This is a genomic window from Falsiroseomonas sp., assembly GCF_051860665.1.
Taxonomy (GTDB): domain Bacteria; phylum Pseudomonadota; class Alphaproteobacteria; order Acetobacterales; family Acetobacteraceae; genus Falsiroseomonas.
This window is the reverse complement of record NZ_JBHYDM010000018.1, coordinates 64,561-88,804: the sequence shown is the minus strand read 5'-3', so window position 1 is coordinate 88,804 and position 24,244 is coordinate 64,561. Positions and strand designations below refer to the sequence as shown.

18 protein-coding genes are annotated in these 24,244 nt (G+C 71.3%); 12 read left to right on the top strand and 6 right to left on the bottom strand.

Going from position 1 to position 24,244, the window contains the following annotated elements:
• Window positions 1-72: 72 nt before the first annotated feature.
• Window positions 73-834 carry an LOG family protein gene (locus ACTIF1_RS17680; protein WP_439597771.1) on the bottom strand — a complete coding sequence of 254 codons (762 nt, stop codon included), beginning with the start codon at window positions 832-834 and terminating at the stop codon, window positions 73-75.
• A gap of 86 nt (window positions 835-920) precedes the next feature.
• Here ACTIF1_RS17680 and ACTIF1_RS17675 point away from each other — a divergent pair, with 86 nt between their 5' ends.
• The 12 genes from ACTIF1_RS17675 (at window position 921) to ACTIF1_RS17620 (ending at window position 17,396) form a co-directional block, all read left to right on the top strand.
• Window positions 921-2,519 carry an MBL fold metallo-hydrolase RNA specificity domain-containing protein gene (locus ACTIF1_RS17675; protein WP_439597770.1) on the top strand — a complete coding sequence of 533 codons (1,599 nt, stop codon included), beginning with the start codon at window positions 921-923 and terminating at the stop codon, window positions 2,517-2,519.
• 146 nt (window positions 2,520-2,665) lie between these two features.
• Window positions 2,666-3,367 (top strand): VIT1/CCC1 transporter family protein, encoded by a 702-nt coding sequence (locus ACTIF1_RS17670; RefSeq protein WP_439597769.1) that lies wholly within the window; start codon window positions 2,666-2,668, stop codon window positions 3,365-3,367.
• Window positions 3,368-3,979: 612 nt separating this feature from the next.
• A complete protein-coding gene (locus tag ACTIF1_RS17665; protein ID WP_439597768.1) occupies window positions 3,980-5,290 on the top strand; it encodes a methyltransferase domain-containing protein in 1,311 nt (436 codons plus the stop codon).
• Between the two features lie 345 nt (window positions 5,291-5,635).
• Window positions 5,636-7,333: a tetratricopeptide repeat protein gene (locus ACTIF1_RS17660; RefSeq protein ID WP_439597767.1), complete on the top strand. Its 1,698-nt coding sequence runs from the start codon at window positions 5,636-5,638 to the stop codon at window positions 7,331-7,333.
• Window positions 7,330-8,613 carry a polysaccharide pyruvyl transferase family protein gene (locus ACTIF1_RS17655; RefSeq protein WP_439597766.1) on the top strand — a complete coding sequence of 428 codons (1,284 nt, stop codon included), beginning with the start codon at window positions 7,330-7,332 and terminating at the stop codon, window positions 8,611-8,613. Before ACTIF1_RS17660 ends, ACTIF1_RS17655 begins: the two co-directional genes overlap by 4 nt.
• Window positions 8,610-8,894: an acyl carrier protein gene (locus ACTIF1_RS17650; RefSeq protein WP_439597765.1), complete on the top strand. Its 285-nt coding sequence runs from the start codon at window positions 8,610-8,612 to the stop codon at window positions 8,892-8,894. Before ACTIF1_RS17655 ends, ACTIF1_RS17650 begins: the two co-directional genes overlap by 4 nt.
• On the top strand, window positions 8,891-9,778 hold the full coding sequence (locus ACTIF1_RS17645; RefSeq protein WP_439597764.1) for a glycosyltransferase family 2 protein: 888 nt from the start codon (window positions 8,891-8,893) through the stop codon (window positions 9,776-9,778). Before ACTIF1_RS17650 ends, ACTIF1_RS17645 begins: the two co-directional genes overlap by 4 nt.
• On the top strand, window positions 9,775-10,641 hold the full coding sequence (locus tag ACTIF1_RS17640; RefSeq protein WP_439597763.1) for a phytanoyl-CoA dioxygenase family protein: 867 nt from the start codon (window positions 9,775-9,777) through the stop codon (window positions 10,639-10,641). The genes ACTIF1_RS17645 and ACTIF1_RS17640 overlap by 4 nt, the downstream gene beginning before the upstream one ends.
• Window positions 10,638-12,287 carry an AMP-binding protein gene (locus ACTIF1_RS17635; protein WP_439597762.1) on the top strand — a complete coding sequence of 550 codons (1,650 nt, stop codon included), beginning with the start codon at window positions 10,638-10,640 and terminating at the stop codon, window positions 12,285-12,287. The genes ACTIF1_RS17640 and ACTIF1_RS17635 overlap by 4 nt, the downstream gene beginning before the upstream one ends.
• The gene (locus tag ACTIF1_RS17630; protein ID WP_439597761.1) at window positions 12,272-13,111 is read left to right on the top strand and encodes a phytanoyl-CoA dioxygenase family protein; all 840 of its coding nucleotides are present in this window, start codon (window positions 12,272-12,274) and stop codon (window positions 13,109-13,111) included. Before ACTIF1_RS17635 ends, ACTIF1_RS17630 begins: the two co-directional genes overlap by 16 nt.
• On the top strand, window positions 13,108-14,322 hold the full coding sequence (locus ACTIF1_RS17625; protein ID WP_439597760.1) for a cytochrome P450: 1,215 nt from the start codon (window positions 13,108-13,110) through the stop codon (window positions 14,320-14,322). Before ACTIF1_RS17630 ends, ACTIF1_RS17625 begins: the two co-directional genes overlap by 4 nt.
• On the top strand, window positions 14,319-17,396 hold the full coding sequence (locus ACTIF1_RS17620; RefSeq protein WP_439597759.1) for a glycosyltransferase family 4 protein: 3,078 nt from the start codon (window positions 14,319-14,321) through the stop codon (window positions 17,394-17,396). Before ACTIF1_RS17625 ends, ACTIF1_RS17620 begins: the two co-directional genes overlap by 4 nt.
• On the opposite strand, the gene ACTIF1_RS17615 is transcribed toward ACTIF1_RS17620, so the two are convergent.
• From ACTIF1_RS17615 to kdpC, 5 genes are all read right to left on the bottom strand, one after another.
• Window positions 17,393-18,991, bottom strand: coding sequence for a polysaccharide pyruvyl transferase family protein (locus ACTIF1_RS17615; protein ID WP_439597758.1), 1,599 nt, complete (start codon window positions 18,989-18,991; stop codon window positions 17,393-17,395). The two genes, ACTIF1_RS17620 and ACTIF1_RS17615, sit on opposite strands and share 4 nt — an antisense overlap.
• Entirely contained in the window at window positions 18,988-19,671 is a 684-nt protein-coding gene (locus tag ACTIF1_RS17610) for a class I SAM-dependent methyltransferase (protein WP_439597757.1), read from the bottom strand. Before ACTIF1_RS17610 ends, ACTIF1_RS17615 begins: the two co-directional genes overlap by 4 nt.
• Before the next feature lie 336 nt (window positions 19,672-20,007).
• Window positions 20,008-20,715, bottom strand: coding sequence for a response regulator (locus tag ACTIF1_RS17605; RefSeq protein ID WP_439597756.1), 708 nt, complete (start codon window positions 20,713-20,715; stop codon window positions 20,008-20,010).
• Window positions 20,712-23,372, bottom strand: coding sequence for an ATP-binding protein (locus ACTIF1_RS17600; protein ID WP_439597755.1), 2,661 nt, complete (start codon window positions 23,370-23,372; stop codon window positions 20,712-20,714). The genes ACTIF1_RS17605 and ACTIF1_RS17600 overlap by 4 nt, the downstream gene beginning before the upstream one ends.
• A 317-nt stretch (window positions 23,373-23,689) precedes the next feature.
• Window positions 23,690-24,244, bottom strand: coding sequence for a potassium-transporting ATPase subunit KdpC (gene kdpC, locus ACTIF1_RS17595; protein ID WP_439597754.1), 555 nt, complete (start codon window positions 24,242-24,244; stop codon window positions 23,690-23,692).

Sequence of the window (24,244 nt, the reverse complement as noted above, 5' to 3'; positions counted from 1 at the left end):
CGGACGCCTATGAATCACACTGACGACCCGTGCCGGAATCCCCAATCCGATTCCGGCTGAGGTGAAAACGCTCTAGGTGATCCGTCCCAGGCCCGCCCCCTCCAGCAGGGTCCAGGCATCCTCCGCATGGGCGGCGAAGGACAGCCGGTCGAAGTCGGCCTGCTCCACCATGCCCGCCTCCAGCAGCGCCTCCCAGCGGATCAGGCCGCGCCAGTAGTCCTCGTCCACGAGCAGGATCGGCAGCGCGCCGATGCGGCCGGTCTGGCGCAAGGTCAGCAGTTCGAACAGCTCGTCCAGCGTGCCGAAGCCGCCGGGGAATACCACGAGCGCCCGCGCGCGCATCGCCAGGTGCAGCTTGCGGATCGCAAAGTAGTGGAACTGGAAGGTCAGCTCCGGCGTGGTGTAAGGGTTGGGCTGTTGCTCCCGTGGCAGGCGGATGTTGAAGCCGATGGAAGGTGCTCCAGCCTCCCATGCCCCGCGACAGGCAGCTTCCATGATGCCGGGTCCACCGCCCGTCGCGATCACGTTGTCCCGCAGGCCCGCCACGGGCCGCAGCGCCCCGCCTCGCTCGGAGGCGATACGGCCGAAGCGCCGCGCCTCCTCGTACCAGACGGGCTGACGGCCCGGCCCATGCTCCCGCACCCGCGAGCCACCGAAGACCACGAGCGTGGAGCGTACCCCCCAGGCGCGCAACGCCTCGTCCGCCTTCGTGGATTCCACCTGCAGCCGCACGCCCCGCATGGTGGGGCTCAGCAGGAAGTCGCGATCGAAGAGCGCGAGCCGATAGGCCGGCGACTTGGCCGGCTCGCGTGCGGCGCGACGGTGGCGGCTCATGGCGCTCCCTCCTGTCGGCGCTGTAATGACCGGCGGCTGCGCCCGCGCCTATACTGGCAGCGGTTGGCAGTCTGCGGGAGGGTGCCTTGGCAATTGGCCTGAAAGTCTGTGGCGCGGCCCGCACGGTGACCGGGCTCTGCCTGCTGTTCGAGGCGCCGCGGGCGCGCATCCTTGTGGACTGCGGCATGTTCCAGGGCCCCAAGACGCTGAAGGCCCTGAACTACGAGCCCTTCCCCTTCGAGCCTGGGGCCATTGATTCCGTACTGCTGACGCACGCGCATATCGACCACAGCGGCCTGCTGCCGCGCCTGGTCAAGCTGGGCTATCGCGGCCGCATCCATTGCACGGAGGCGACGCGGGATCTCTGCTCCTGCCTCTTGCCCGATGCCGGCCATATCCAGGAGACGGAGGTGGAGCAGCTCAACCGCCGCAACCGCCGTCGCGGGCGCGAGCCGGTTGCACCGATCTACACCGCGCAGGACGCGGAGCGCACGCTGCGGTCATTCGATCCGGTGACCTATGGCGAGTGGATCAATCCGGCAGAGGGCATTCGCGCACGCTTCTGGAATGCGGGGCACATGCTTGGCTCGGCGTCCATCGAACTGGAGTTCGACACCGGGGACGGCCCTGTGCGTGTCCTCGTATCCGGCGACATCGGCCCCGACCTCGGCCCGATGCAGCGGGACCCGGAGGGACCGACGGGGGGCATCGACCACCTCATCGTCGAGAGCACCTATGGCGATGAAGACCGCCCCGCCATAGCGCCGGCGGCGCGCCGGGCTGCGCTGGGGGAATTGGTGCGCAGCGCGGCGCGGCAGTGCGGCACGATGCTGGTTCCTGTCTTCGCGGTGGAGCGGGCACAGGAGGTGATGCTTGACCTCGTCACGTTGATGCGGACGGGTCAGGTGCCGGAGGCGGATATCCACCTCGACAGTCCGCTGTCCAACCGCGCCACGCGCGTCTTCGCGCAACATGCGGCGATGCTGGAGGACGGGGCAGCGCTGCTCGCAGCGCTCGCCGATCCGCGGCTGCATGAGGTGGAGGACGCGCAGCAGAGCATGCGGCTCGCGCGGCAGGAGGGGTTCCGGATTGTGCTCGCCGGCAGCGGCATGTGCGAGGCGGGGCGCATCCGCGCGCACCTGCAGTCAAAGCTCTGGGATCCGCGGACCGTCGTTGCGCTGGTCGGCTTCCAGGCCACGGGCACGCTGGGCCGGCTGCTGCAGGACGGCGCCGCGCAGGTCCGGATCCGGGGCGAGACGGTGAGGGTCGCCGCACGTATCGCACTGGTGGAGGGCTATTCCGGCCACGCCGACGGGCCGGAGCTCGGCCGCTGGATCGTCGCCCGCGGACCGGTGCGCGGCGGCGTCTTTCTGGTGCATGGGGAGGAAACTGCGATCGATGGCCTGGCGAAGCGCGTTCTCGGCCGGGGTATCGTACCGGAGGCCGCTTTGGTGAGTCCCGTGCTGGACGAGGCCTTCCGTCTCTCGCCCGGCCGCGCACCTGAACGCGATGCCGGGGCTTCCGGCCGTCGCCGCGAGCAGCCCGAGCGCGTCGGGCATCCGGACTGGCACAATGAGCGTGCGGCCCTGCTGCTCGGGATTGATGAGGCGATCGAGCAGGCGGGGGACGACCGGACCCGCGCCGCGCTCCTGGAACGTCTGCGGCGCGCGCTGGAGGATCGCTGAGTTCCATGGCTGGGCCTCCGGGCACAGGAGAATCACGCGCTGCCGCCGCAGGGGCTGCGGGCCCGGTCGTGCACTTTGCCCGCGACACCTGGGCGGCAACAGGCCCAATCTCCGCAGGCGACGCCAGCGCCCCGAAGGACAACCCCATGCCGCGCCTGCACCTGCATCCGGAACGCCATCTCGTCTCACGCATCGGCTGGCTGCGCGCGGCGGTGCTGGGCGCGAATGACGGCATCGTCTCGACCGCCAGCCTGATCGTGGGCGTCGCGGCTGCTGCGGCCCCCCAGGGCGACATCCTGATCGCCGGCGTGGCCGGTCTGGTCGCAGGTGCGATGTCGATGGCGGCGGGCGAGTATGTGTCGGTCAGCTCCCAATCCGACACGGAACAGGCCGACCTGGCACGAGAAACCCAGGAACTGCGGGACAACCCCGCCTTCGAACAGGAGGAACTGGCCGAAATCTACGTCCGCCGCGGCGTCGATCGTGGATTGGCCCTTCAGGTCGCGGCACAGCTGATGGCCAAGGACGCGCTCGGTGCCCATGCGCAGGATGAACTCGGGATGTCCGGGATCACCACCGCGCGGCCGATCCAGGCGGCGCTGACCTCGGCGGCGACCTTCGCGGTTGGCGCCGCCATGCCCCTGCTGATGGTGGTGGTCGCACCCACCGACCTGCTCGTCTGGATCGTCTCCGGCGCCTCGCTCGCCTTTCTGGCTTTGCTCGGTGCCATCGGTGCCCAGGCGGGCGGCGCCAATGTGCTGCGCGCCACGGCCCGCGTCACCTTCTGGGGCGCGCTGGCCATGGCATTGACGGCTGGCATCGGTGCGCTGTTCGGCACGGTGGTGTAGCCGGCGCGGCCATGCTGCTGCCCTCAGGGCATAGGGCCTGATGGCGGTGAGGTCGCGGGCGAGGCTGCCGAGCCCGTCCAGCCGCAGCCGAATGTCCGCCCCGGCCGGGCCGACCACGGCCCGCTCCACCAACGACCGCACAATGCGCGCCTGCTCCGCCGGGAAGATCCGCCATCCTTCTCGCCCCTTCAGCGAAACGCCCCAGGGTCGCGGCCAAGCCGTCAAAGACCGGGGTCAAGCAGTCCAAGGCATCAGCAAAGTGCAGAGCGTGCCGCCGTGCCCGGCGCTGATCGCGACCCGGCCGCCACGAGGCCTCCTCTCGCCGCTGTTTTGTCGCATCAGGTGCGCGGCGGCTGCGGCGGCACCTGCCGGTGATGCAGGCTGCCAGGGCCGCAGGCGGGCGCTGCCCGGGTCGTGGCGCCACCCCATGCCCCGCCGGCTTCTCAAGCCACCGAGGCCCGCCGCAGGGCCGCGAACCCTCAGCCGCCGGCAATCTCGGACGGTCCCGGAGACTTCCGCATCGCGCCAGGAGGCGTTAAACCGGCATCGTCGTGCCCAGGGCCCTCGGTTTTTCGCGGCGCATCCCTGCCCGATTGCTGCCGGAGACGTCGCATGAAACTTCCAAACTTGGCCCCGCAGGCCCGGTTGCCGGTGACGGAGCGCTGGGCGGATGCGACCAAGACCTTCGGCCACGCCAATCCGCAGCGGGCGCGCGAAGTGGCAGACAAGCTCATCGCCTTCGGCATCCGCAGCGTCCTCGATATCGGCTGCGGCAATATGAAGCTGCGCGAGCATCTCGCCCCGAAGGGCATCGGCTATATCCCTGCCGATGTGGTGCAGCGCTCGCCGGAATGCCTCGTCGTGAACCTGGATACGGATCCGGTGCCGCGCTGCGACGCCGAATGCGTCGTCATGGTCGGCGTGCTCGAATTTCTCACCGATGCCGAGCGCGTCCTGGCCGAAATCGCCGAGCATTACGAGCGGCTTTTCCTCACCCTCTCGCCGCTGCAGACCATCTATGAGCAGGTCTGGCAGGGCAAGCCGCACACCATCGCCAGCACCCACAAATCCGCCCATGGCCTGCCGGCTTTCAAGCGGCTGTTCTCCCGTCACTTCGTGATCGAGGACATCGACGTCATCCCCACCGGCCAATATGTCCTGCTCGGTCGCGCAAGACGGAAGCTGGACCGGGCGCCCATGATGTCGGAAACGGAAGGCGACGGCAGCGCTGGTCCGGGAATCGCGGACAATATCATCGATTTCAACCGCATGGCGGGCGGCTTCGAGACGCATATCTTCCAGTCCGTGCCGTTCCACAGCATGTTCCAACGCACCGCCGCCATGGTCGCCGCCTCCGTCGTGACGCCCGGATCGGTCTGCATCGACCTCGGCTGCTCGACAGGTCGCTTCGCCCGCATCCTGCGCCGGCACTTCCGCGGCACGGTGCCGGTCGAGATCCTGGGCATCGATCAGTCGCCGGAGATGATCGAGGAAGCGCGTCGCAAGGCGGATCATCCGCTGACACGCTTCATCTGCGCGGATGTGCTGAACTACGACATGCCGGAATCGGTCGCCTTCATCTCCTGCCTCTTCACGCTGCAGTTCATGCAGGCGCAGGACCGCCTGCTGACCCTGGAGCGGATGCACCAGGCGCTGGACTGGCGCGGTGCTGCGGTCGTCGCCGAAAAGGTGCTCGACGAGGATGGGCGGGGGCAGATGGAGAACCACTATCTGCTCAACAGCTACAAGCGCAGCATGGGCCTGTCCGACGATGCGGTGCTGACCAAGGAACGCGCCGTACGATCGGCGATGCGGCCGCTGACCGCGCGCGACAACAAGGCGCTGTTTGCAGAGGCCGGATTCACGCGCGTGCAGACCCTGGTCGCCGCCTTCGGCTGGGAACTCTACCTGCTCGGCAAGTGAGGCGCGCGCGGATCGGCGCCATGCCATCCCAGGGAGCGACCCGCCAGGTCGCGCAAACCACCTGTCACCCACCGAGATCCGCGATTGCGCCAGAAACGGTTAGAGTCTGGTAGTGGTCGAAAAGAATTCGGCCGCACACGCCAAGTTGACATGAACAAGCGAAATCGTGTAATTGCGGAATCAAGCGCATTGCCGCGCTTCTGCACAAAATCCCCAGAGTTGTTGAGATAAATCTCCGAGCTGAGCAAGCAGATCTGTCCAATAAATCAGATTTTGGCTCAGGATGGCGAGGCTTGGTATGCGGAACTGTGAGGCTTGCGGAATGCCGCGTGGCCATTCGGCGGCATGACGGCGCCGTCCCCGGTGGCCGAGGAAATCGCCGCCATCGAGCGGCTGGTCGCCCAGAAGCCTGCCGCCGGCGAGGAGCTGAGCGCGCGCATCCTGGCAGCGCGCGCGCGCTGGCCCTCGCAGCTTCGCCTCCAGCTTCTGCAGGGCACTTGGCTGGAAGCCGAGGGCCGCATCGATGCCGCCGTCGCCTGCTACCGCGCAGCCCAGGCTGAACATCGCGGCAATCCCTGGCCCGCGGTCCGCCTGGTCGAGCTTCTGCTGCGCCAGCGGCGGCATGAGGAAGCGCGCACCGTCTTCCGCGACGAGGTCTGGGGCGGCGGCGCGCCGGAGCGGACGCGAACCGGCCTGCTGTCCCAGACCACCGCCAGCATCCCGGATCCCGCCGGTCGCGAGGCCTTCCTGCGGAGCCTGCTGCGCCAGCAGCCGGATGACCGCTTCCCGCTGCTGAAGCTGGCCGTGATGCGCTTCCGGCAGAAGGACCGGGCCGCCGCCGAGGCCCTGTTCGCGGAGGCCGCCAGCCTCGGTCCGATGACCGACGAAGCCCAGCTCATCCTGCTCGAACTTCACTTCGCCGCGGCGCGGTTCGAGGAAGCCCATGCGCTGGCGCAGGAGCTGCAGGCGCGGCATCCGGACCGCGTCGAATTCGCCCGCCGCCGCATCCAGGCCGCGACCTTCCTGCACCGGGTGGATGAGATGATCGCGCTGCTGCAGGTGGCGCTGCTGCGCTGGCCCGAGGACTGGCTGCTGCTGTTCCGCTTCAATCGCTGCCCGCTGCCCGGGGAGACCGATCGCACCCTCTTCGCGGCACTCACGGCGCGGCGTGATGCCATGGCCGGCAATGACCGCTGGCTTTTCCAATACGCCATCGCGAGCCTGCGTCATGCGGAACCGGGCCTGGCCGTGGCCCTGGTGCGCAGCCTGGCGGCATCGCCCCTGGTCGGCCACATGGCGGCACCGCTGGCCGCCGCGCTGGCCGCCCATCCGCTGGACTGCTGGGCCAATCCGCAGGCGGTGAGCCATGCCTGCGACGAGGAGGTGCAGCTGCTGACGCGGCCCGACGCGGTCGCGACCGTCATCCTCTTCGCCAGCGTCGCCGGCGGACTCGGCTACCTACCCTTCGGCATGGCGGATGGGCTGCTGCGGCAGCGCCCGGTGAATGTGCTCTATCTGCGCGACACCCGGCACCGCGCCTTCACCACCGGCATCCGCAGCCTCGGCGCCGACCATGCGGCGATGATCGAGGCGCTGCACGGGATGACCCGGCCGCTCGGCGTGCCGGTCCTCACCATGGGCTCCTCCATTGCCGGCGTCGCCGCCATCCGCGCCGCCGCGCGGATGCAGGCCGCGGCCGCGATCTCCTTCGCCGGGCCGGTCAATCTGGGCCTGGACGCCACCGAGGAGGAGGCACCGGCCGCCGCCGGCGGCACCCGTTCCTCGCTCTATGCCAGCTTCACCGAAGCCGAGCCCGACCTCGTCGCCCTGGTCCGTGCGGCGCCCGCGACGATCGTGCATCAATGCTTCGGCGCCGATTTCGCCCCGGATGTGGAGGCCGCCCAGTTGCTGGCGCCGATGGCCAATGCCCGGCTGCACCCGGAGCCCGGCTGCGCCGATCACCTGGTCATCGAGCATGCCATCGCCAGCGGCAGCTTCCTGCGGATCCTCGACGCGGCCTTGCAGGGTGCGGCGGCGGCATGACCGGGGTACGCGGCACCGTGCTGGTCTCCGGCATGTTCGACATGAACAACTACGGCGACCTGCTGTTTCCGTTGGTCGCCCGACAGCGCCTGGCGGAGGCCGGTTTCGACCTGGTTCCGGTGGCGCCTGCCGGCAGCCGCGCCGGCTTCCCCGATGCGCTGCCGACGGTGGACATCGCCGCGATGATGGATCCGGCCCGGCAGCCGGCGGCCGGCATCCTGATCGGCGGCGGCTATATCATCCACGCCCATTCGCTCGACTTCCTCGACCATTATGCCGGCGCCGGGCTGGGCAGCTGGTGCGGCGCGGGGCTGTGGCTCGGCGCCACGCTGGCGGCCGCCTTGCGCGACATTCCGCTGGCCTGGAACGCGCCGGGCGTGCCGCATCCCTTCTCCGCCCGGCAGCACGCACTGCTGGCCCCCGCGCTGCGCGCCGCTTCCTATGTCTCGGTGCGCGACGAGGGCAGCCGGCGGCTGCTGCCGGAGGCGGCGGAGATCACGGTGGTGCCGGACCCGATCGCCACCTTGCCCCGGCTCTGGCCCCGCGCCCAGCTTGCCGAGGCGTATCGCCAGTTGCTGGCGCGCAGGGGCGTGCCGCCGGAGACGCGGCTGCTCGCCCTGCATCTGCGCAACCGATCGATCGCCGGCCTCGACCAGGTCGCGCTCGGCGCCGCGCTGCGGGATTTTGCCGCGGCGCAGGGGCTGATGCCGATGCTGGTCGCGGTCGGCGAGAGCCATGACGACCCGGCGGTGGCGCGGCAATTCGCGCAGCATCTCGGCGCGCCGCTGCTGATGCTGGATGACCCGCTCAGCCTGCGCGAGATCACCGCGGCGCTGGCCCATGCCGCGCTCTATGTCGGCGCCTCGTTGCATGGCTATATCGTCACCGCCGCCTATGGCGTGCCGGGCGTGCTGGTGGCGCGGCCGCGCTACAACAAGTTCGCCGGCTTCCTCGCCCAGACCGGGCGGCCGCAGGACCTGGCCGGGGACTGGTCCGAGGCCCTGCGCATTGCCGCGGAGCGGCAGCCCAACCGGGGCGGGAGCCTGGTGCCTGCCACCGTCACCGCGGCGCTGGATCGCCACTGGGCGCGCATCCTGGCCGCCTTCGCCGCCCCCGGCGCCCATGCCGCGCAACGCCAGGCCTTCGCCATGGCGCTGCTGCGCGGCGCCGTCGCCGCCGAGGGCCCGGAATGGGCCATGGCGCCCTTCCTCAACCGCCGGATGCGCGCCGATGTCGCCGCGCCGGCCCCGCCGCTGACAGCCCAGCCCGAGAGGCCATGATGGACCGACGCCTGCCCTGCGACCAGGCCACGCTGCGCGCCTGGATGGTGGCCTATATCGGCGGGGTGCTGACCCTGCCCGACGGCGTGCCGACCGACAGAACCTTCGACACCTACGGCTTCGACAGCGTCGAGGCGGTGGTCATGGCCGGGGTGATGGAGGAGGAGTTCAACGTCCAGGTCGACCCGGTCCAGCTGCTGGAACATCCCAGCATCGACGATTTCTGCGCCACCTTCGCAAGCGATGGCCATGGCGCCAGCTCGGCGGAATCGCCGGCGTGACCGCGCCCGCGGTCTCCATCGTCCTGGTCTCCCACGAGATGGGACGTGAGCTGCCGCGGACATTGCGCTCGCTCGCCGCCCCCTATCAGCGCGGGCTGCCGCGGGGGGCGCTGGAGGTGATCGTCGTCGACAACGGCTCCCGCCAGCCGCCTGGCCCGGAGATGGTATCGGGGCTCGATGCCGCCTTCCGCTTCCTGCGCCAGCCGAGCCCCACCGCCTCCCCGGTCGCGGCGATCAATACCGGGCTGGCCGCGGCGCGCGGCGCGCTGGTCGGCGTCTGGATCGACGGCGCCAGGCTGGCCTCGCCCGGCCTGGTCGCCGCCTGTCTGGCGGCCTCGCGTCTGCATCCGCGGCCGGTGATCGCCACGCTGAACTACCAGCTCGGCCCCTTGCTGCAATTCGACAGCGCGCGGCATGGCTACGACCAGGCGGCGGAGGATCTTCTGCTGCAGGGCATCGGCTGGCCCGCCGATGGCTATCGCCTGTTCGAGATTGCCACCAGCGAGCTGCGCGCCGGCCCGGAAGGGCCGATGCTGGAAAGCAATGCGCTGTTCCTGCCGCGCGCGCTCTGGGCGGAGCTGGGCGGCTATGACCCGGCCTTCGCCGAGCCGGGCGGCGGCGTGGTCAATCCCGACACCTATCTGCGCGCCTGCGCGCTGCCCGGCGTGCAGCAGATCCGCATCCTCGGCGAAGGCACCTTCCACCAGATCCATGGCGGGGTCTCCACCAGCACGCCGGAAGCGGCGATGGCGGCCTTGCAGGAGGGCAGCCGCCTCTATCTGCGGCGACGCGGCCGGCCGCTGCGCACCATGCGCGAGCCGGGCTGGTTGTTTGATGCCCGCCAGGGCGCGCGCCTCGCCACGGCGCCGGGCGCATGCGCATGACCGATCCCCGCAAGCCCGGCCGGCTCGATGCCGCCGCCATCGCCCGCTACCGCCAGGACGGCTTCCTGGCGCCGCTGCCGGTGCTGGATGCGGCGGAGGCCGCCCACCACCTGGCGCAGCTCGATGCCATCGCCGCGCAGCGCGCCGGGCGCATGGTGCCGACGCAGAACGTCAAGGCGCATCTGCTGGCGCCCTTCCTGTGGCAGCTGGTGCATCACCCGGCGATCCTCGGCCCGGTCGAGGACCTGCTCGGCCCCGATCTCCTGTGCTGGGGCTCCGGCTTCTTCGACAAGCAGCCTGGCACGTCGCAGCACGTGCCCTGGCACCAGGACGCCACCTATTGGGGGCTCTCGGCACCGCAGGCCGTCACCGCCTGGGTCGCCTTCACACCCTCCCGCGTCGAGAATGGCTGCATGCGGGTCAGCCCGGCGACGCATCATCATGTGCTGGCGCATGCCGATACCGGCGACAATACCGCCATGCTGCCGGGCCGCGAGGAGGTGCTGGTCGAGGTCGAGGAATCGACCGCCGTCGATATCGTGCTGCGCGCCGGGGAGATGTCGCTGCACGACGTGCTGCTGGTGCATGGCTCGCGGCCCAACGCCTCCGGCCTGCGCCGCTGTGGTTTCGCCATCCGCTACATCCCCGCCCATCTGACCACCACCGGCGGGCTGCGCGGCACCGCCACGCTGGTGCGCGGCCGCGACCATGGCGGCTTCGACCTGGAAGAGGCGCCGGAAGCGCCCTTCCACCCGGCGGCGCTGCGGCGCTACCAGCAGGTGATCCGGCAGTGGATGCGCATCGTCATGCCCCGGATGGGCGGCGGCGCGCCGCCAGACGCAAAGAGAGGCGGCGCCACATGACGGCCGCCGCCACCCTGCCGGAGCTGATCGCGCAGCATGCCCGCAGCCGTGCCGACCATTGCGCGCTGCGCTTCCTGCAGCGCGGGGAGGCGGTGACGGAGCAGGCCAGCTATGCCGCGCTGCAGGAAGCCGTGGCCCCGCTGGCCGGCGGCCTGGTCGCGGCCGGGCTGCGCGGCGTGCCGGTGGTGCTCGCCTTGCCGCCCGGCCTCGGCTTCGTCACCGCGCTGCTGGCCTGCCTGCGCGCCGGCGCCATCGCCGTGCCGGTGCCCTTCCCGCCGACCGGCGAGGCGCGGCTGCGGCAGCAGCGCGTCATCGCGGATCTCGGCGCCGGCGCCATCCTGGCGGCGCCGGAGGCGGAGATCGAGACCGGCCGCCTGCGCCGGCTGGACCCGGCGACGCTGCGGGCCCCACTCGACAGCCCGCCCCCCGCGCCCGAGGCGCCAGCGGTGATCCAGTACAGCTCCGGCTCCACCCGCGCGCCGGCCGGCATCGTCATCAGCCATGCCAATCTCATGGCGAACCAGCGGATGATCCAGGAGGCCTTCGGTAGCGGCCCGGATGTCATCGGCGTGAACTGGCTGCCGCCGCATCACGACATGGGCCTGTTCGGCGCCATCCTGCATCCGCTGTTCCTCGGCGGGACGGCGGTGCTGATGCCGCCCTTCGCCTTCATCCAGAAGCCGCTGCGCTGGCTGGCCGCCATCGCTGCGCATCGCGCCACTGTCGTGGGCGGGCCGAATTTCGGCTACGAGCTGTGCCTGCGCCGGGTGAGCGCGGCGCAGACCGCTTCCCTCGACCTCTCCAGCCTGCAGGTCACCTTCTGCGGCGCCGAACCGGTGCGCGCCGAGAGCCTGCGCCGCTTCGCCGACCACCTGGCCCCGGCCGGCTTCGACCCCTCCAGCCTGCTGCCCTGCTACGGCCTGGCCGAGGTGACGCTGCTGGCCACCGCCGTCGCCAAAGGCAGCGGGCTGCGCGAGGTTGCCGCCGAGCCCGGCGGGCCGCTCCAGGTGGCCTGCGGCAGCCCGCCCGCCGGCTGTCGCATCAGCATCCGCGAGCCGGAGGGCACCGACCGCATGCCGGCCGGCGTCGCCGGCGAGATCTGCATCGCCGGGCCGCATCTGGCGGCCGGCCTCTGGCAGGGCGAGACCGCCAGCATCGCACCGCTGCCCGGGCTGCTGCAGGCGGAAGGCGCGCACTGGCTGCGCAGCGGCGATATCGGCGCCATGACCGAGGCTGGGCTGGTGATCCTGGACCGCATCAAGGACACGATCATCGCGCATGGCCGCAAGATCTACGCCGCCGATGCCGAGGCCGCCGCCTTCGAGGCCGCCGGCCCGCAGCTTGCCGCCGCGGCCGCCATCGGCCTGCCCGGCCCGGAAGGGGACCGGCTGGTGCTGCTCTGCGAGATCCCGCTGGCGGAGCGGCGCGGGCTGGAGCTGGCGTCGCTGTGCCGCCGCATCGCCGAGCAGGTCGGCCAGCGCTGCGGGCTATTGCCCGAGGTGGCGCTGCTCGGCTCCGGCACGCTGCCGCGCACCACCAGCGGCAAGATCCGCCACCAGGCCGCGCGCCAGGCCTGGCTGGAGGGCAGCCTGAAGCCGCTGCCCGCGCAAAGCCCCGCCGAGGAGGTCGCATGGGCCGCCACCTGAACGAGACGCAGATCGCGGACTTCCGCCGCGACGGCGTGGTCTTCCCGCTGCGGGTCTTCACCGAGGCCGAGGCGGCGGCCCAGCGCGCGGCGCTGGAGGCGATCGAGGCCAGCCGCGCCGGCCGGCTGCCACCCTCGATGAATGCCAAGCCGCATCTGCTGGTGCCCTGGCTCTGGGATCTGGTGCACCACGCGCCGATCCTCGATGCGGTGGAGGATCTGCTCGGCCCCGACCTGCTGTGCTTCGGCAGCAGCTTCATCATCAAGAACGGGCCGAGCGACGCCTATGTCACCTGGCACCAGGACCAGACGCATTGGGGGCTGACGGAGCCGCGCGCGGTGACCGCCTGGCTGGCCATGACGCCCAGCACCCCGGCGACTGGTGGCATGCGCATGCTGCCCGGCAGCAACCGGACCATCCTGGCGCATCGCGACAGTGGCGACAGCCGCAACATGCTCGGGCGGCGGGAGGAAGTGATCGCCAAGGTCGATGAGGCGCAGGCGATCGACATCACGCTCGCGGCCGGCGAGATGTCGCTGCACGATCCGCTGATCCTGCATGGCTCGCCGCCCAACCGGGTGCCCGAACGGCGGATCGGCTTCGCCATCCGCTACATCCCGGCGACGATCGGCCAGCGCGACGGGATGCGCAATTTCGCCACGCTGGTGCGCGGCAGCGACCATGGGAATTTCGCGCTGGAGCAGAAGCCGGCGGCCGCCTTCCATCCGGAGGCGCTGCGCCACCACGCGCAATCGCTGCGCCACGGCATGGCGGTGATCTTCGGCAAGCCGGGCGCCCCGGCCGGCGCCAAGGCGGACCCGTGAGCGACAGCCTGACCGACCCGGATGCACCGGTCGCGGCACCGGAGCCCCCATGCCTCGCCGCCGGCGGCCAGCGGGTCTGGACCGTCAGCCGGCATGCCGACGTGCTGGCGGTCCTGCGCTCACCGGACTTCCAGTCGGACTCACCGGAAGCGCGCATCCGCCGCATCGCGGACCGCGCGGGCCGCACCTTTCCGCAGCTTCTCGCCGTGCTGCAAGGGACGATGATCTTCCAGCAGGGCGGCCCGCACCGCGACAGCCGCGCCCGCATCCGCCCGCTGGTCGAGGAGTCCATGGCCGCCTGGCCCGCCTCACGCCTGCAGGCGGAGGCGCGCCGCATCGTCGCTGGCCTGCCCGACCCGCCGGAGGGCAGCCCGGTCGACGTGGTGCCCGCCTTGGCCGCGCCGCTGCCCGCCTTGGTGGTGGGCGAGGCGCTGGGCCTGGCGCCGGCCCTCTGCCTGGAACTGCAGGGCCAGGCGCTCGCGGTCAGCCAGAGCTGGGTCGCGGGCTCCGCCGTGCGCGACCTGATCCGCATGGAGGAGGCGGCGAAGGCCTTGCGCCATACCCTGCGCGCCCAGCGCGCGCCGGGCTGGCGCATCGGGCGGCTGGGGGATGAGGGGGCGGAGGGGGCCGTCGATCTCGCCGCATTCCTGCTGCTGGCCGGCGCCCATTCCGTCACCAGCACCATCGCCGCCGCACTCGATGCCCTGGCCCGGCAGCCGGCCCTGCAGGCGCGGCTGCGGCAGGACCCCGCGCTGGGGGCCGGCTTGCTGCGCGAGACGCTGCGCCTGGCCGGTCCGATCCGCCGCCCGAACCGCCGGGTTGCGCTGGCCGAGGCCGAGATCGGCGGCGCCCGCTTCCTGCCCGGGGACCTGGTGCTGCTGCCGACCGATCGCGCGCATCGCGACCCGGCGGCCTTCCCCGACCCGGAGCGCCTCGACCCCGCCCGCAAGGGCGCCGCGCTGCTCGCCTTCGGCGGTGGCGCGCATATGTGCCAGGGCCCGGTGCTGGGCACGCAGCAGGCCGAGGCGATGGTGCGCGCCGTGCTGGAGCGCTTCGCGCTGCGCCCGGCCGCCGATCGCGGCGCGCTGCTGGCGCATCCGGACTTGCGCAGCTTCACCCGCCTGCCGCTGCATCTGCGGCACCTGGATGCCGGCCGGGACCCCGCGAAGCGAAACCCCGCCATGAACCATGAGGAACCCGCCCCCGGATGACGGTTACGATTTCCAGCTTCGATGGGGCAGAGTCAGTCGAGAGCATCGAACCCGACGCGCTGATCGCCGGCGCCTGGCGGGTCACCGCGCAGACCGGGACCGCCGTGCCGGAGATCACGCGCGGACCCGAAGGGCTGGGCTTTCACGCGCCCGCCGCGGCAGGCGAGATTCTTCTCTCAGGGCCCATCGCCATCCCCGTCGAGGGCGACAAGGCCTGGCTGCAGCTCAATATCGCCATGCAGTCGCCCAACCCGCAGGCGCTGAAGGCCGCGCTCCACAATGTCGCGCTGGTGCGCATGATGGGGCAGGGGCGCGTGCTTTCGCTGTTTCGCGTCTCCGGCCGCATGCTGCGCTACGAGGAGGGCAGCGGGCTGCGGCTGGCGGCCTCCCTCGCCTGGTCGCTCGGCGCGGGCCAGTTCGGCATCCAGCTGTCCTTTAAGGCCGGCGGGCCGAGGGTGACCATCGCGCGCATGGTGGTCGATGTCACGCGCCAGCCGGCCGTGGTGCAGCCGCCCGCACCGCGTCGCCTGACCTGGCCGGCGCGGGCGGGTCAGGCGCAGCGGCTGCGCGTGGCGGTGCTGACCTGGGACGTCAGCGACAATCCGCTGGGCCGCGCCTATGTGCTGGCCGACCTGATCGGCCGCCGGCATGAGGTGGAGCTGGCGGGCAGCGCCTTCGCGCGGCCGCAGGAGGGCATCTGGGCGCCGCTGCGCAATGCCCCGCTGCCGATCCGCAGCTTTCCCGGCGGCGAGATGCAGGACTTCCTGCCCGCCGCGCAGGCCTTCGCGCAGACGATCGACTGCGACATCCTCCATGTCTCGAAGCCGCGCCTGCCGGGCCTGATCCTGGCGCTGCTCGTGATGCACCGGTTGGGCTGCCCGGTGGTGCTGGACCTCGACGACCACGAGCTGTGCTTCTACGGCCCCGAGGCCCGGGTGATCGGGCTGGAGGAGGTCGAGACGCAACTCGGGCCGGATGCTGCGGAGATGCCGGAGGAGCTGCAGTTCACGCGGCCGGACCGGCGCTTCTGGACCGGCGTCGCGGAGGGCCTGATCGGCAGCTTCGTCAACCGCACCGTCGCCAATGCCAGCCTGGCCCAGCGCTTCGGCGGGCGGCTGGTGCGCCATGCGCGCGACGAGGCGGTGTTCCACCCCGATCCCACGATCCGCGCCGCGGTGCGCCAGCGCCTGGCGATGACGGAGGCAGACCGTGTCATCCTGTTTGCCGGCACGCCGCGCCGCCACAAGGGGCTGGAACGGCTGATGGCGGCGATGCTGGCAGTGGACGATCCCCGCCTGCTGCTGGTGGTCATCGGCACCATCCGCGACCGCGGCTTCCTGAGGGAGCTGCACGCGCATGATCGCGGCCGCGTCCGCTTCCTGCCGGACATGCCCTTCGCCGAGCTGCCGGACCTGCTGCAGATGGCCGATGGCGTCTGCCTGCTGCAGGACGCCGCCTCACCCATCACCACCTTCCAGACGCCCGCCAAGCTCTCGGATGCGCTGTCGCTCGGCATTCCGGTGGCGATGACGCCGGTGCCGGGTGTCGGCGAACTGGCGAGCCAGGGGCTGGTCACGCTGATCCATGAGGAGGCCGATCTGCTGGCCTGGCTGCGCGGCATCGCCGCCGATGCGGAAGCCCCCGCCGCGCGGCAGAAGCGGATCGAGTGGTTCGACGCCGAGTTCAGCTATGCGGTGAATGGCGCGCGGATCGAGCGGGCGCTGGCCGGCGCACTGGAAACGCCGGTGACCTGGAATCCCGAATGGTCGCGGCTGTTCGCGGCGCTGAACCGCCGCTTCGGCAGCGAGCTGCCGGAGGCCCCGCCCGCCTGGGCCGGGCGGGGCCCGCGGGCCGCGCCGGTGGTGCGCCGCCGGCGGCCGATGGACCTGGTCTGCTTCTGGAAGCAGAACGACACCGGCATCTACGGGCGCCGGCACGACATGCTGCTGAAATACCTGCGGCAGCACGAACAGATCGGCACCATCATCCAGTTCGATGCGCCGGTCCGCATCGACCACCTGCGCCGGGACGATGCGGCCGCCGGCGGCTCGCCCTATCACCACGGCAAGCTGATCGCCGATGCCACGGCCCGCCGCTTCCTGGAGATCGACGACGAGCCCGGCCTGCTGCGGCGAACCTTTGTCTATGCGCGGGAGCGCGGCACCAGCTATCTCGGCCGCAGCCTTCCGGAGCAGGAGGAATATCAGAGCCATGTGGCGAGCGTCATCGCGCGGCATTGCAGCGGCGACCTGATCGGCTGGGGATGGCCGATCGCGCCGCTGCATGCGGAGATCACCGAGGGGCTCGGCTTCGACCTGAACGTCGTCGACCTGGTCGATGACCAGCGCACCATGGCCAGCAGCCCGGAGATGGCCCTGCGATTCGAGGAGACCTACCGGCACATGCTGCAGGGCGCCGACCTGATCTTCGCCAATTGCGATGCGGTGCGCGAGGGCTTCGCGGCCTTCAGCCCGCAACCGATCCATGTGGTGCCCAATGCCTGCGAATTCTACGGCGCGATCAGCGGGCGGCCGCGCGAGCTGGAGGGGATCGACGGGCCGGTGATCGGCTATGTCGGCAATCTGCGCTCCCGCATCGACATCGCGCTGCTGGAGGAGCTTGCAGCGCGGCGTCCGCGCTGGACCTTCCTCCTCATCGGCTCGGCGCACGACACCACGGAGGTCCTGCGGCTGCGCCGGCATGCCAATCTGCGGCTGCTGGGCCCCAAGGTCTATGAGGAGGCGCTGCGCTACATGCACTGCTTCGATGTCGCGATCATGCCGCATCTGCGCAATGCGGTCAGCGACCGGATGAACCCGCTGAAGCTCTACGTCTATGTCGCGCTCGGCATTCCCGTGGTCAGCACCGATGTCGCGAATATCGACGAGTTGCGCGATCGCATCGCGGTCGCCGCGGATGCCGAGGATTTCCTGGCCCGGCTGGACCTGGCCGTGGCGCGGCGCAGCTTCACCGGGCCGCACCGGCCGCCCTCGGCCGGCGAACTCTGGCCGATCTCCTGGCCGAAGCGCGTCGCCGATATGGTCGGGCTGTGCCAGCGGGCGCTGAGAAGCTAAGGCGCGCCGAGCAGGCGAGTGAGTTCCCGATGCGGGATCCCCGCCGGCGCGGCATCACGCAGCCGCTTCTCGTAAAGGCTGCGGGCGGCCTCGACCCGGCCATGGCGCGCCAGCAGCCGCACCAGCCGGACGGCCGGCCAGGGATTGTCCGGATGCTGCTGCAGCAGGGTGGTCAGGCGCGTCTCAGCCTCCTGCACCTTGCCCGCGCGCTCCATCCATTCGGCCTCCAGCAGCATGAGACGCATGTGGTGCGGCCAGGCCGCGCGGGCCGTGGCGATCCGCTGGCGCAGCGCCTCGTCGGCCGGGCCCCGCATCGCGGCAGCCAGGGCCTCGCATTGCGCATCGGGATCGTCCGGCGCGGCGCTGGTGCCCGTGATCGCACGGAGCAGCAGGCCCCATTCGGCATGCGCGGGAGGCTCCGCCGAGACGGCCTGCAGCAGCCGCGCCTGGGCAGCCGCGACCGCCGGTGAGGGCGCCGAGGCCAGCAGGCCGCGCAGCACCGCGGCATGCGCATCGATGCGCGCCATCGCCGCCTGCAGCCGGGCGTGGGTCGCCTGCGGCAGGGGTTGCAGCAGCGCCGCCGCCACCGCTTCCGCATCGGCCCAGCTTTCCTGCAGCCGCGCGGACTCGCCGATAGGCTCCAGGAGTCCGAGGAACTTGACCATTCTTGTGCGGGCAATGGCGATGCCGGGCCTGCCATAGGACAAGGCCGTGATCAGCCCATGCATCGAGGAGCCGAGATAGGCCTCGGCATGCGCGATCAGCGCGGCGATCTGCCGCAGGCCCTCCGGCTGGTCGACCAGCAGGGCCGGCCCTTCGAGATGCGCCATCGCCTGGCGCGCCAGCGCATCGTCGCCATGGCATGGGCCGATCGCGAGCAGCACCGGCACGGCCTGCAGCCTGGCCGCGATGCGATCGACCACGGCGCAGGCGGCGCGCAGGTCGCCGCCAATGTAGCGATCGTTCAGATGCACAGCGATCCAGCGCGCGGGCACGGCCATGCCCCGGCTGGTGAAGGCATCCCGCGCCGTGGCGAGCAGGCTCTCGGCCGGCCAGACCGAGCTGAGCTTCAGTGCGGTATCGGGCACGATCTCGGCGGGCGCGCCGAGGTAGACGCGGCTGGCCTCATCGCGCAAGGCGACATGATCCGCGGTCGGCAGCACCAGGTCGCGCAGGCCGCGCGCCCAGGCGCCCTCGACCGGAAACGGCAGGCCTGGTGCATTCCAGGCCAGCCGCGCGCCTGCCTGCGCCGCCAGGATGGATGCGCCGAGCCAGAGCGAGGCATAGGTGAAATCGGACCGGCCGAAGACGCCGGCATAATCAGGCAGCGGCGTCGGGCTGGCATGGATGATATTGCCGCCGCCGATCAGACAGAGACGGGGCGCAGCATCCTCGGTGAAGGCGGCAAGGGGCCGCGCCGGCCAGCAATCCGCCCATGCCGGCGCGCCCCCGCGCGGCGAATAGCAGCGCAGCGTCGCCAGCCCATCGCCCAGAAGGTGCGCAAGCACATGCGGGAAGAGGAGATCGCCGTAATTGGCGACATCGAAGGTGCCGAACAGCGCCGCGTCGCGCGGAGCCGCTTGCGCCGACATCATGTCGACCTTGACTCGTTCGGCAGAAGCTCGCGGTAGGCGCGGCGATGCTCATGCGAGCGATAGCCGATCTCCAGCTTCTGGTAATCCGGATCGCGGTCCATGAACAGATCGCAGATCAGCCGGACATGCGGCGTCGCGATCTGGTCGTCGCTGTAGAATTCGAGGATGGTGGGGAACACCTTCGGGTTCATCGTTGGCGAGATCGCGAAGGACCAGTCGTAGTCATCGAAGAGAATGACGCCACCCGGCTTCAGCAGTTCCTTCAGCAGCAGCGTCGCCGGGGCGGCGTGGTGGAAGGCGTGCGCACCGTCGAGGAACACGAAGTCGAACAGCGGCACCGGTCCACCCGCCGCGCGACGCGCCAGCAGCATCTGCGCCAGAGCCCAGTTGTAGCTGTCCAGCTTGCGTCGCGTATTGCCGTGATAGACGACGTTGGTGAAGCCCAGCCAATCGAGATCCGGCTTCAGATCGTCGAGGCGGCTTGAATAGTCGAAGAGGTGATAGCTGCCGCGATTGGCCAGCAGACGGCAGATCTCGACCGAGGTCGCGCCGATTCCGATGCCGACCTCGCAAAGCACCGGCTGCTGCTCCCGCGCCAGTATCGCTGCGATCAGCTTCAGGGCATGCTCGTTCGGCTTGGCGATATCCACATTGGCCGGATCGCTCAGCTTCTCCAGCATGCCGCCCACCTCCCTGATTCCGGTGGCACAGCATTCCATGCGACCGGCGGTTGTCAATCTCCGCCCAGCCGGGCAAGACAGTGCCGTGAAGGGCGCTGGTACGGGCGCTTCGACAACCTCATTGGCCGGCGTCGCACGCTTGGTAGGCCGGCCAAAGTGGTCGCCAGGCGGTGAGCAGCCGGATCATCGCTGCGTAGGCTCCAACTCCTGAGAGGCTGGAGCGATGACGAGCAAGACGACGAACAGCTGGCGGTTCAAGAACCGCGCCTGAGCCCGAGCAGGAAACGCCGCCGCGCTGCGGTCGTCCGAGGCGCTCGGCTCTGACAGCCGGATGCGTCAGTGCTCGTCGGTGCCGAACCGATAGCCGACGCCGGGTTCGGTGCGGATCAGGCGCGACGCGGCGCCCAGCTTCTGGCGGAGATGGCCGACATAGACGCGAAGGTACTGCGTTTCCTCCGCATGGGCCGGCCCCCACACCGCCGTCAGCAGCTGACGGTGCGTTATCACGCGGCCCTCTCCGCCGCGCACCAGGGCCGCAAGCAGGTCCCATTCCCGCGGCGTAAGCTTCATCGGCTCGTCTTCCCCGATCCGCGCCGTGCGACGCGCGAAGTCCAGCTCGAGGTCACCGACCCTGATGATCGCCGTCTCCGGCCCCTCCGGTACAGGACGCCTGGCCCGTCGAAGCGCGGCGCGGATGCGGGCCAACAGTTCGCCCAACGCGAAAGGCTTCTCGACGTAGTCGTCCGCCCCGGCATCGAGCGCAGCCACCTTGTCGGCCTCCTGATCGCGCGCGGAGAGGATGACAATCGGCGCCTCGGTGAAGCCCCGCAGCTTCGGAATCGCCAGCTTCCCGTCACCATCGGGCAGGCCGAGGTCGAGCAGGATCAGCGCCGGGGAACGTTCGGCCGCGAGGCGCAGCCCCTCTGCAGCCGTCTCAGCCCGCAACGCCTCGTACCCCGCGGCTTCCAGGGCTGGCGTGAGGAAGCGGTGGATCTGCTTCTCGTCGTCAACGACGAGGACGCGCGGGATCGGCCTATCGGTCATGCGCCGGGAAACCTCACCACCATCCGCGCACCGCGCCCATCGGGCGTCACCGGGCTCTCCGCCGCGATCCGTCCCCCCATCGCCTGCACGAGCCCGCGGCAGATGGCCAAGCCAAGCCCGCTGCCAGCGGCGACGCGGTCGGTGCGCATCGCGCGGAAGAACGGGTCAAAGACCCGATGCAGGTCCTCCCGGGGAATGCCAGGCCCGTCGTCCTCCACCGTGATCGCGACCTCCGGACCCGCGCGCGTGAGCCGCAGCGTGACACGGCCATCCGGCGCGGAGAACTTCAGGGCGTTGTCGAGCAGGTTCGCCAGCACCTGGTCGAGGAGCGCGGGATCGAGGCGCGGCACCGCCGGGCGCGTCCCGAGGTCGAGCGCCACCTCCCGCCCATGCGCCCGGGACGCGCGCATTGCGGCCGTCTCGGCCGCCTCTCCGAGGTCCACCGTCTCGCGCCGCGGCTGGATCTGCCGGTGCTCGATGCGCACGATGTCGAGAATGTTGGCGATCCAGCGGGACAGACGTTCCGTTTCCTCCTCGGCAGCGGCGAGCAGATCCGCGCGGGTCGCCTCCGACAGCGCTGGTCCGGAGGTCCGCAAGGTCGCGATCGCGCCGCGGATCGAGGTGAGCGGCGTCTTCAGGTCGTGGCCGAGCGAGGTGAGCAGCGCCGTGCGCAGCGCCTCTGTCTCGGCGCGCGCCTCGCCGCGGGCGCGCTCCTCCATCAACTCCGCGCGCTCCAGCGCGACGGCGGCCTGGTCGAGCAGCGCATTGAGCGCGCGGCCGGCCTCGCCGTCGAGAGGGCCACTGCCCTCCGGCGGATGCAGGCCGACGAGCCCGGCGAGGCCGCGCGCCGTGCGCATCGGGCGGAACTGCCAGGCGGCGGAGGGCAGCGTGTCGGTGCCGCGGCCGGCCGGGCGGCGGTTGGCGGCCGACCAGCGCGCCGCGGCCATGCTCGCCTCGTCCGGCTCGGCCTCTACGGGAACGGAGGCCCGCACGACCGGCTCCGGCACGGTCTCACCCGGCAGGGGCGGCAGCAGCAGGAGCACGCAGGCGGGCCCGCCCGCGATGCGCGACGCCTCCTCGGCAATCGCCTGCACCAGGTCGCCCTTGTCGCCCGCCCCGCCGAGCCGGCGGCTGAACTCCACCAGTCGCCGCAGGCCGAGCATGCGCGCGCGCGCGGCGCGCACGGACCGCCCCAGCCCGCCGGTCGTCCCGGCCAGCAGCAGCGCGACGAGCGCGAAGACGACCACGCCGACCACGTCCTGCGGTCCGGCGATGGTCAAGGTGTAGCGCGGCGGCAGGAACAGGAAGTTCCAGGCCAGGAAGGACAGCCCCGCGGCCAGCCCGCCCTGGATCGGTCCGAAGCTGACTGCGGCGGCCACGATGGGCACCAGGTAGATCATGCCAAGCGCCCCTTCGGGCACCACGCCGTCGAAGGCGAGTCCGACCAGCGTCGTCAGTGCCACGAGGACGGGCGTGGCGGCCCAGCCGATCCAGGACGGCAAGGCCCGGCGCTCCGCCGGCACAGGGCGGGGCGCGCCGGCCGGCTCGGGGACGAGGTGCAGCGTGAAGTCCGTCGCCCGGCGCAGCAGCACCGCAGAGAGTGTCCGCCCGGTCAGCCGCCGCCACCATCCCGGCCGGCCCCGGCCGATGACGAGGTGAGTGACATTCCGCGCCCGCGCCTCGCGCAGGATGGCGGCGGGCAGGTCGCCGCCGGCGACGGTCTCGGTCTCGGCACGGAGCCGCTCGGCCAGGCGCAGCGCCGGCCCTGGGTCGCCCACCGGATCGGCGGTCGGCTGCTCGACATGCAGCGCAACCAGCGGGGCCTTCAGCGCGTCGGCCACGCGGCGGGCCTCACGCACCACCGTTTCGGCAGAGGGATCGGCGCCGATCAGCGCCATCACGCGGTCGCCGGCCGGCCATGGCCCGTCGATGGCGTTGGCGCGCATGTAGCCCGTGACGTCCGCATCCACGCGCTCGGCGGTCCGGCGCAGCGCCATCTCGCGCAGGGCGGCAAGGTTGCCCTCCTTGAAAAAGCCCTTCAGCGCACGGCTCGCCTGGTCGAGGCGATAGATGCGGCCCTGGCGCATGCGCTCGATCAGCTCGGCCGGCGGGATGTCGATGAGCTCGACAGCGTCGGCCTCGGCCAGTACCCGGTCGGGCACCGTCTCCGCCACCCGCACGCCGGTGATCCGCGCCACCGCCTCCGACAGGCTTTCCAGGTGCTGGACGTTCATGGTGGTCCAGACCTCGATGCCGGCCTCGCGCAGCTCCTCCACATCCTGCCAGCGCTTCGGGTGGCGGCTGCCCGGGGCGTTGGTATGCGCGAGTTCGTCGAGCAGCAGGATCTGCGGGCGCCGGGCAAGCGCGCCATCGAGGTCGAACTCCTCCAGCTCCTGGCCCCGGTAAGGGATGCGCGCGCGCTGCAGGACAGGCAGGTCGCCGACCGCCGCCTGCGTCTCCGCCCGACCATGCGTCTCGATGATGCCCGCCAGCACATCGGCGCCGCCGGCGTGACGCCTGCGGGCCTCGGCCAGCATCTCCATCGTCTTGCCGACGCCGGGCGCGGCACCGAGGAACACCTTCAGCCGTCCGCGCCCTTCCCGTCGCGCCAGGGCGAGCAGCGCGTCGGGATCGGGGCGAGTGGGCTCGTCGACCATGGCTACAAGACTAGCAGATTTTGGCCAGCTTGGGAGGGCGACCTGCGCTCGGCACACCGGAGTGCGGACGCGCTTCGGCCCCGGGCGTGACCGTCCTGGGAAGGCCGCAGCGTGCGAGACCGGGGCCGACCGCCGTCGCGCGCAGCAGGTCGCGGACAGTTCCCGACTCTCGCCCCGATCGGCAGGACGCCCGTCGTGCAGGCCGACAGCGGGCCGCCGCAATCCTGGATGACGAGGAGGCTCTGGCAGGCCGCACGGGGGTCGCGAGCACCCCGGCGATCAACAGCGCCTGCCGAACCGGGAAGGTCACGACACGCTCAGCGCAGCGCATCCAGCGCCAGGTTGAGGCGCAGGACGTTCACGCGCGGCTCGCCGAGCAGCCAGAATTGGCGACCCTCCGTATGCTGCGCGACAAGTTCCGTGAGGCGCGCCTCCGGCAGGCCACGCGCCTCGGCCACGCGGCGGATCTGCCGCGCCGCGTTCTGCGGGCTGATATGCGGGTCGAGGCCGGAGCCCGAGGCGGTGGCCGCATCGGCCGGCACCGGGCCGCCGCCAAGCGCGGCCACACGCTCCTGCACCGCCGCGAGCAGTGCCGCGGAGGTCGGGCTGAGCTGCGAGGCAGCGGAGGATGCCGCGTTGTAGGGATCGGGCGAGGTCGCGGAGGGCCGCGGGTGGAAGTAGCGGGCATCGGCGAAACTCTGCCCGAGCAGCGCGGAGCCGATCACGCGGCCCTCGCGCTCCACCAGGCTGCCGCCCGCCTGGATGGGAAAGACCACCCCGGCGACCCCGGTGAAGCCGACCGGCACGGCGAGGCCGAGCAGCAGGGTGAACAGCACGACCATGGCGATGGCCGGGCGGAGGATGGCGGTCAT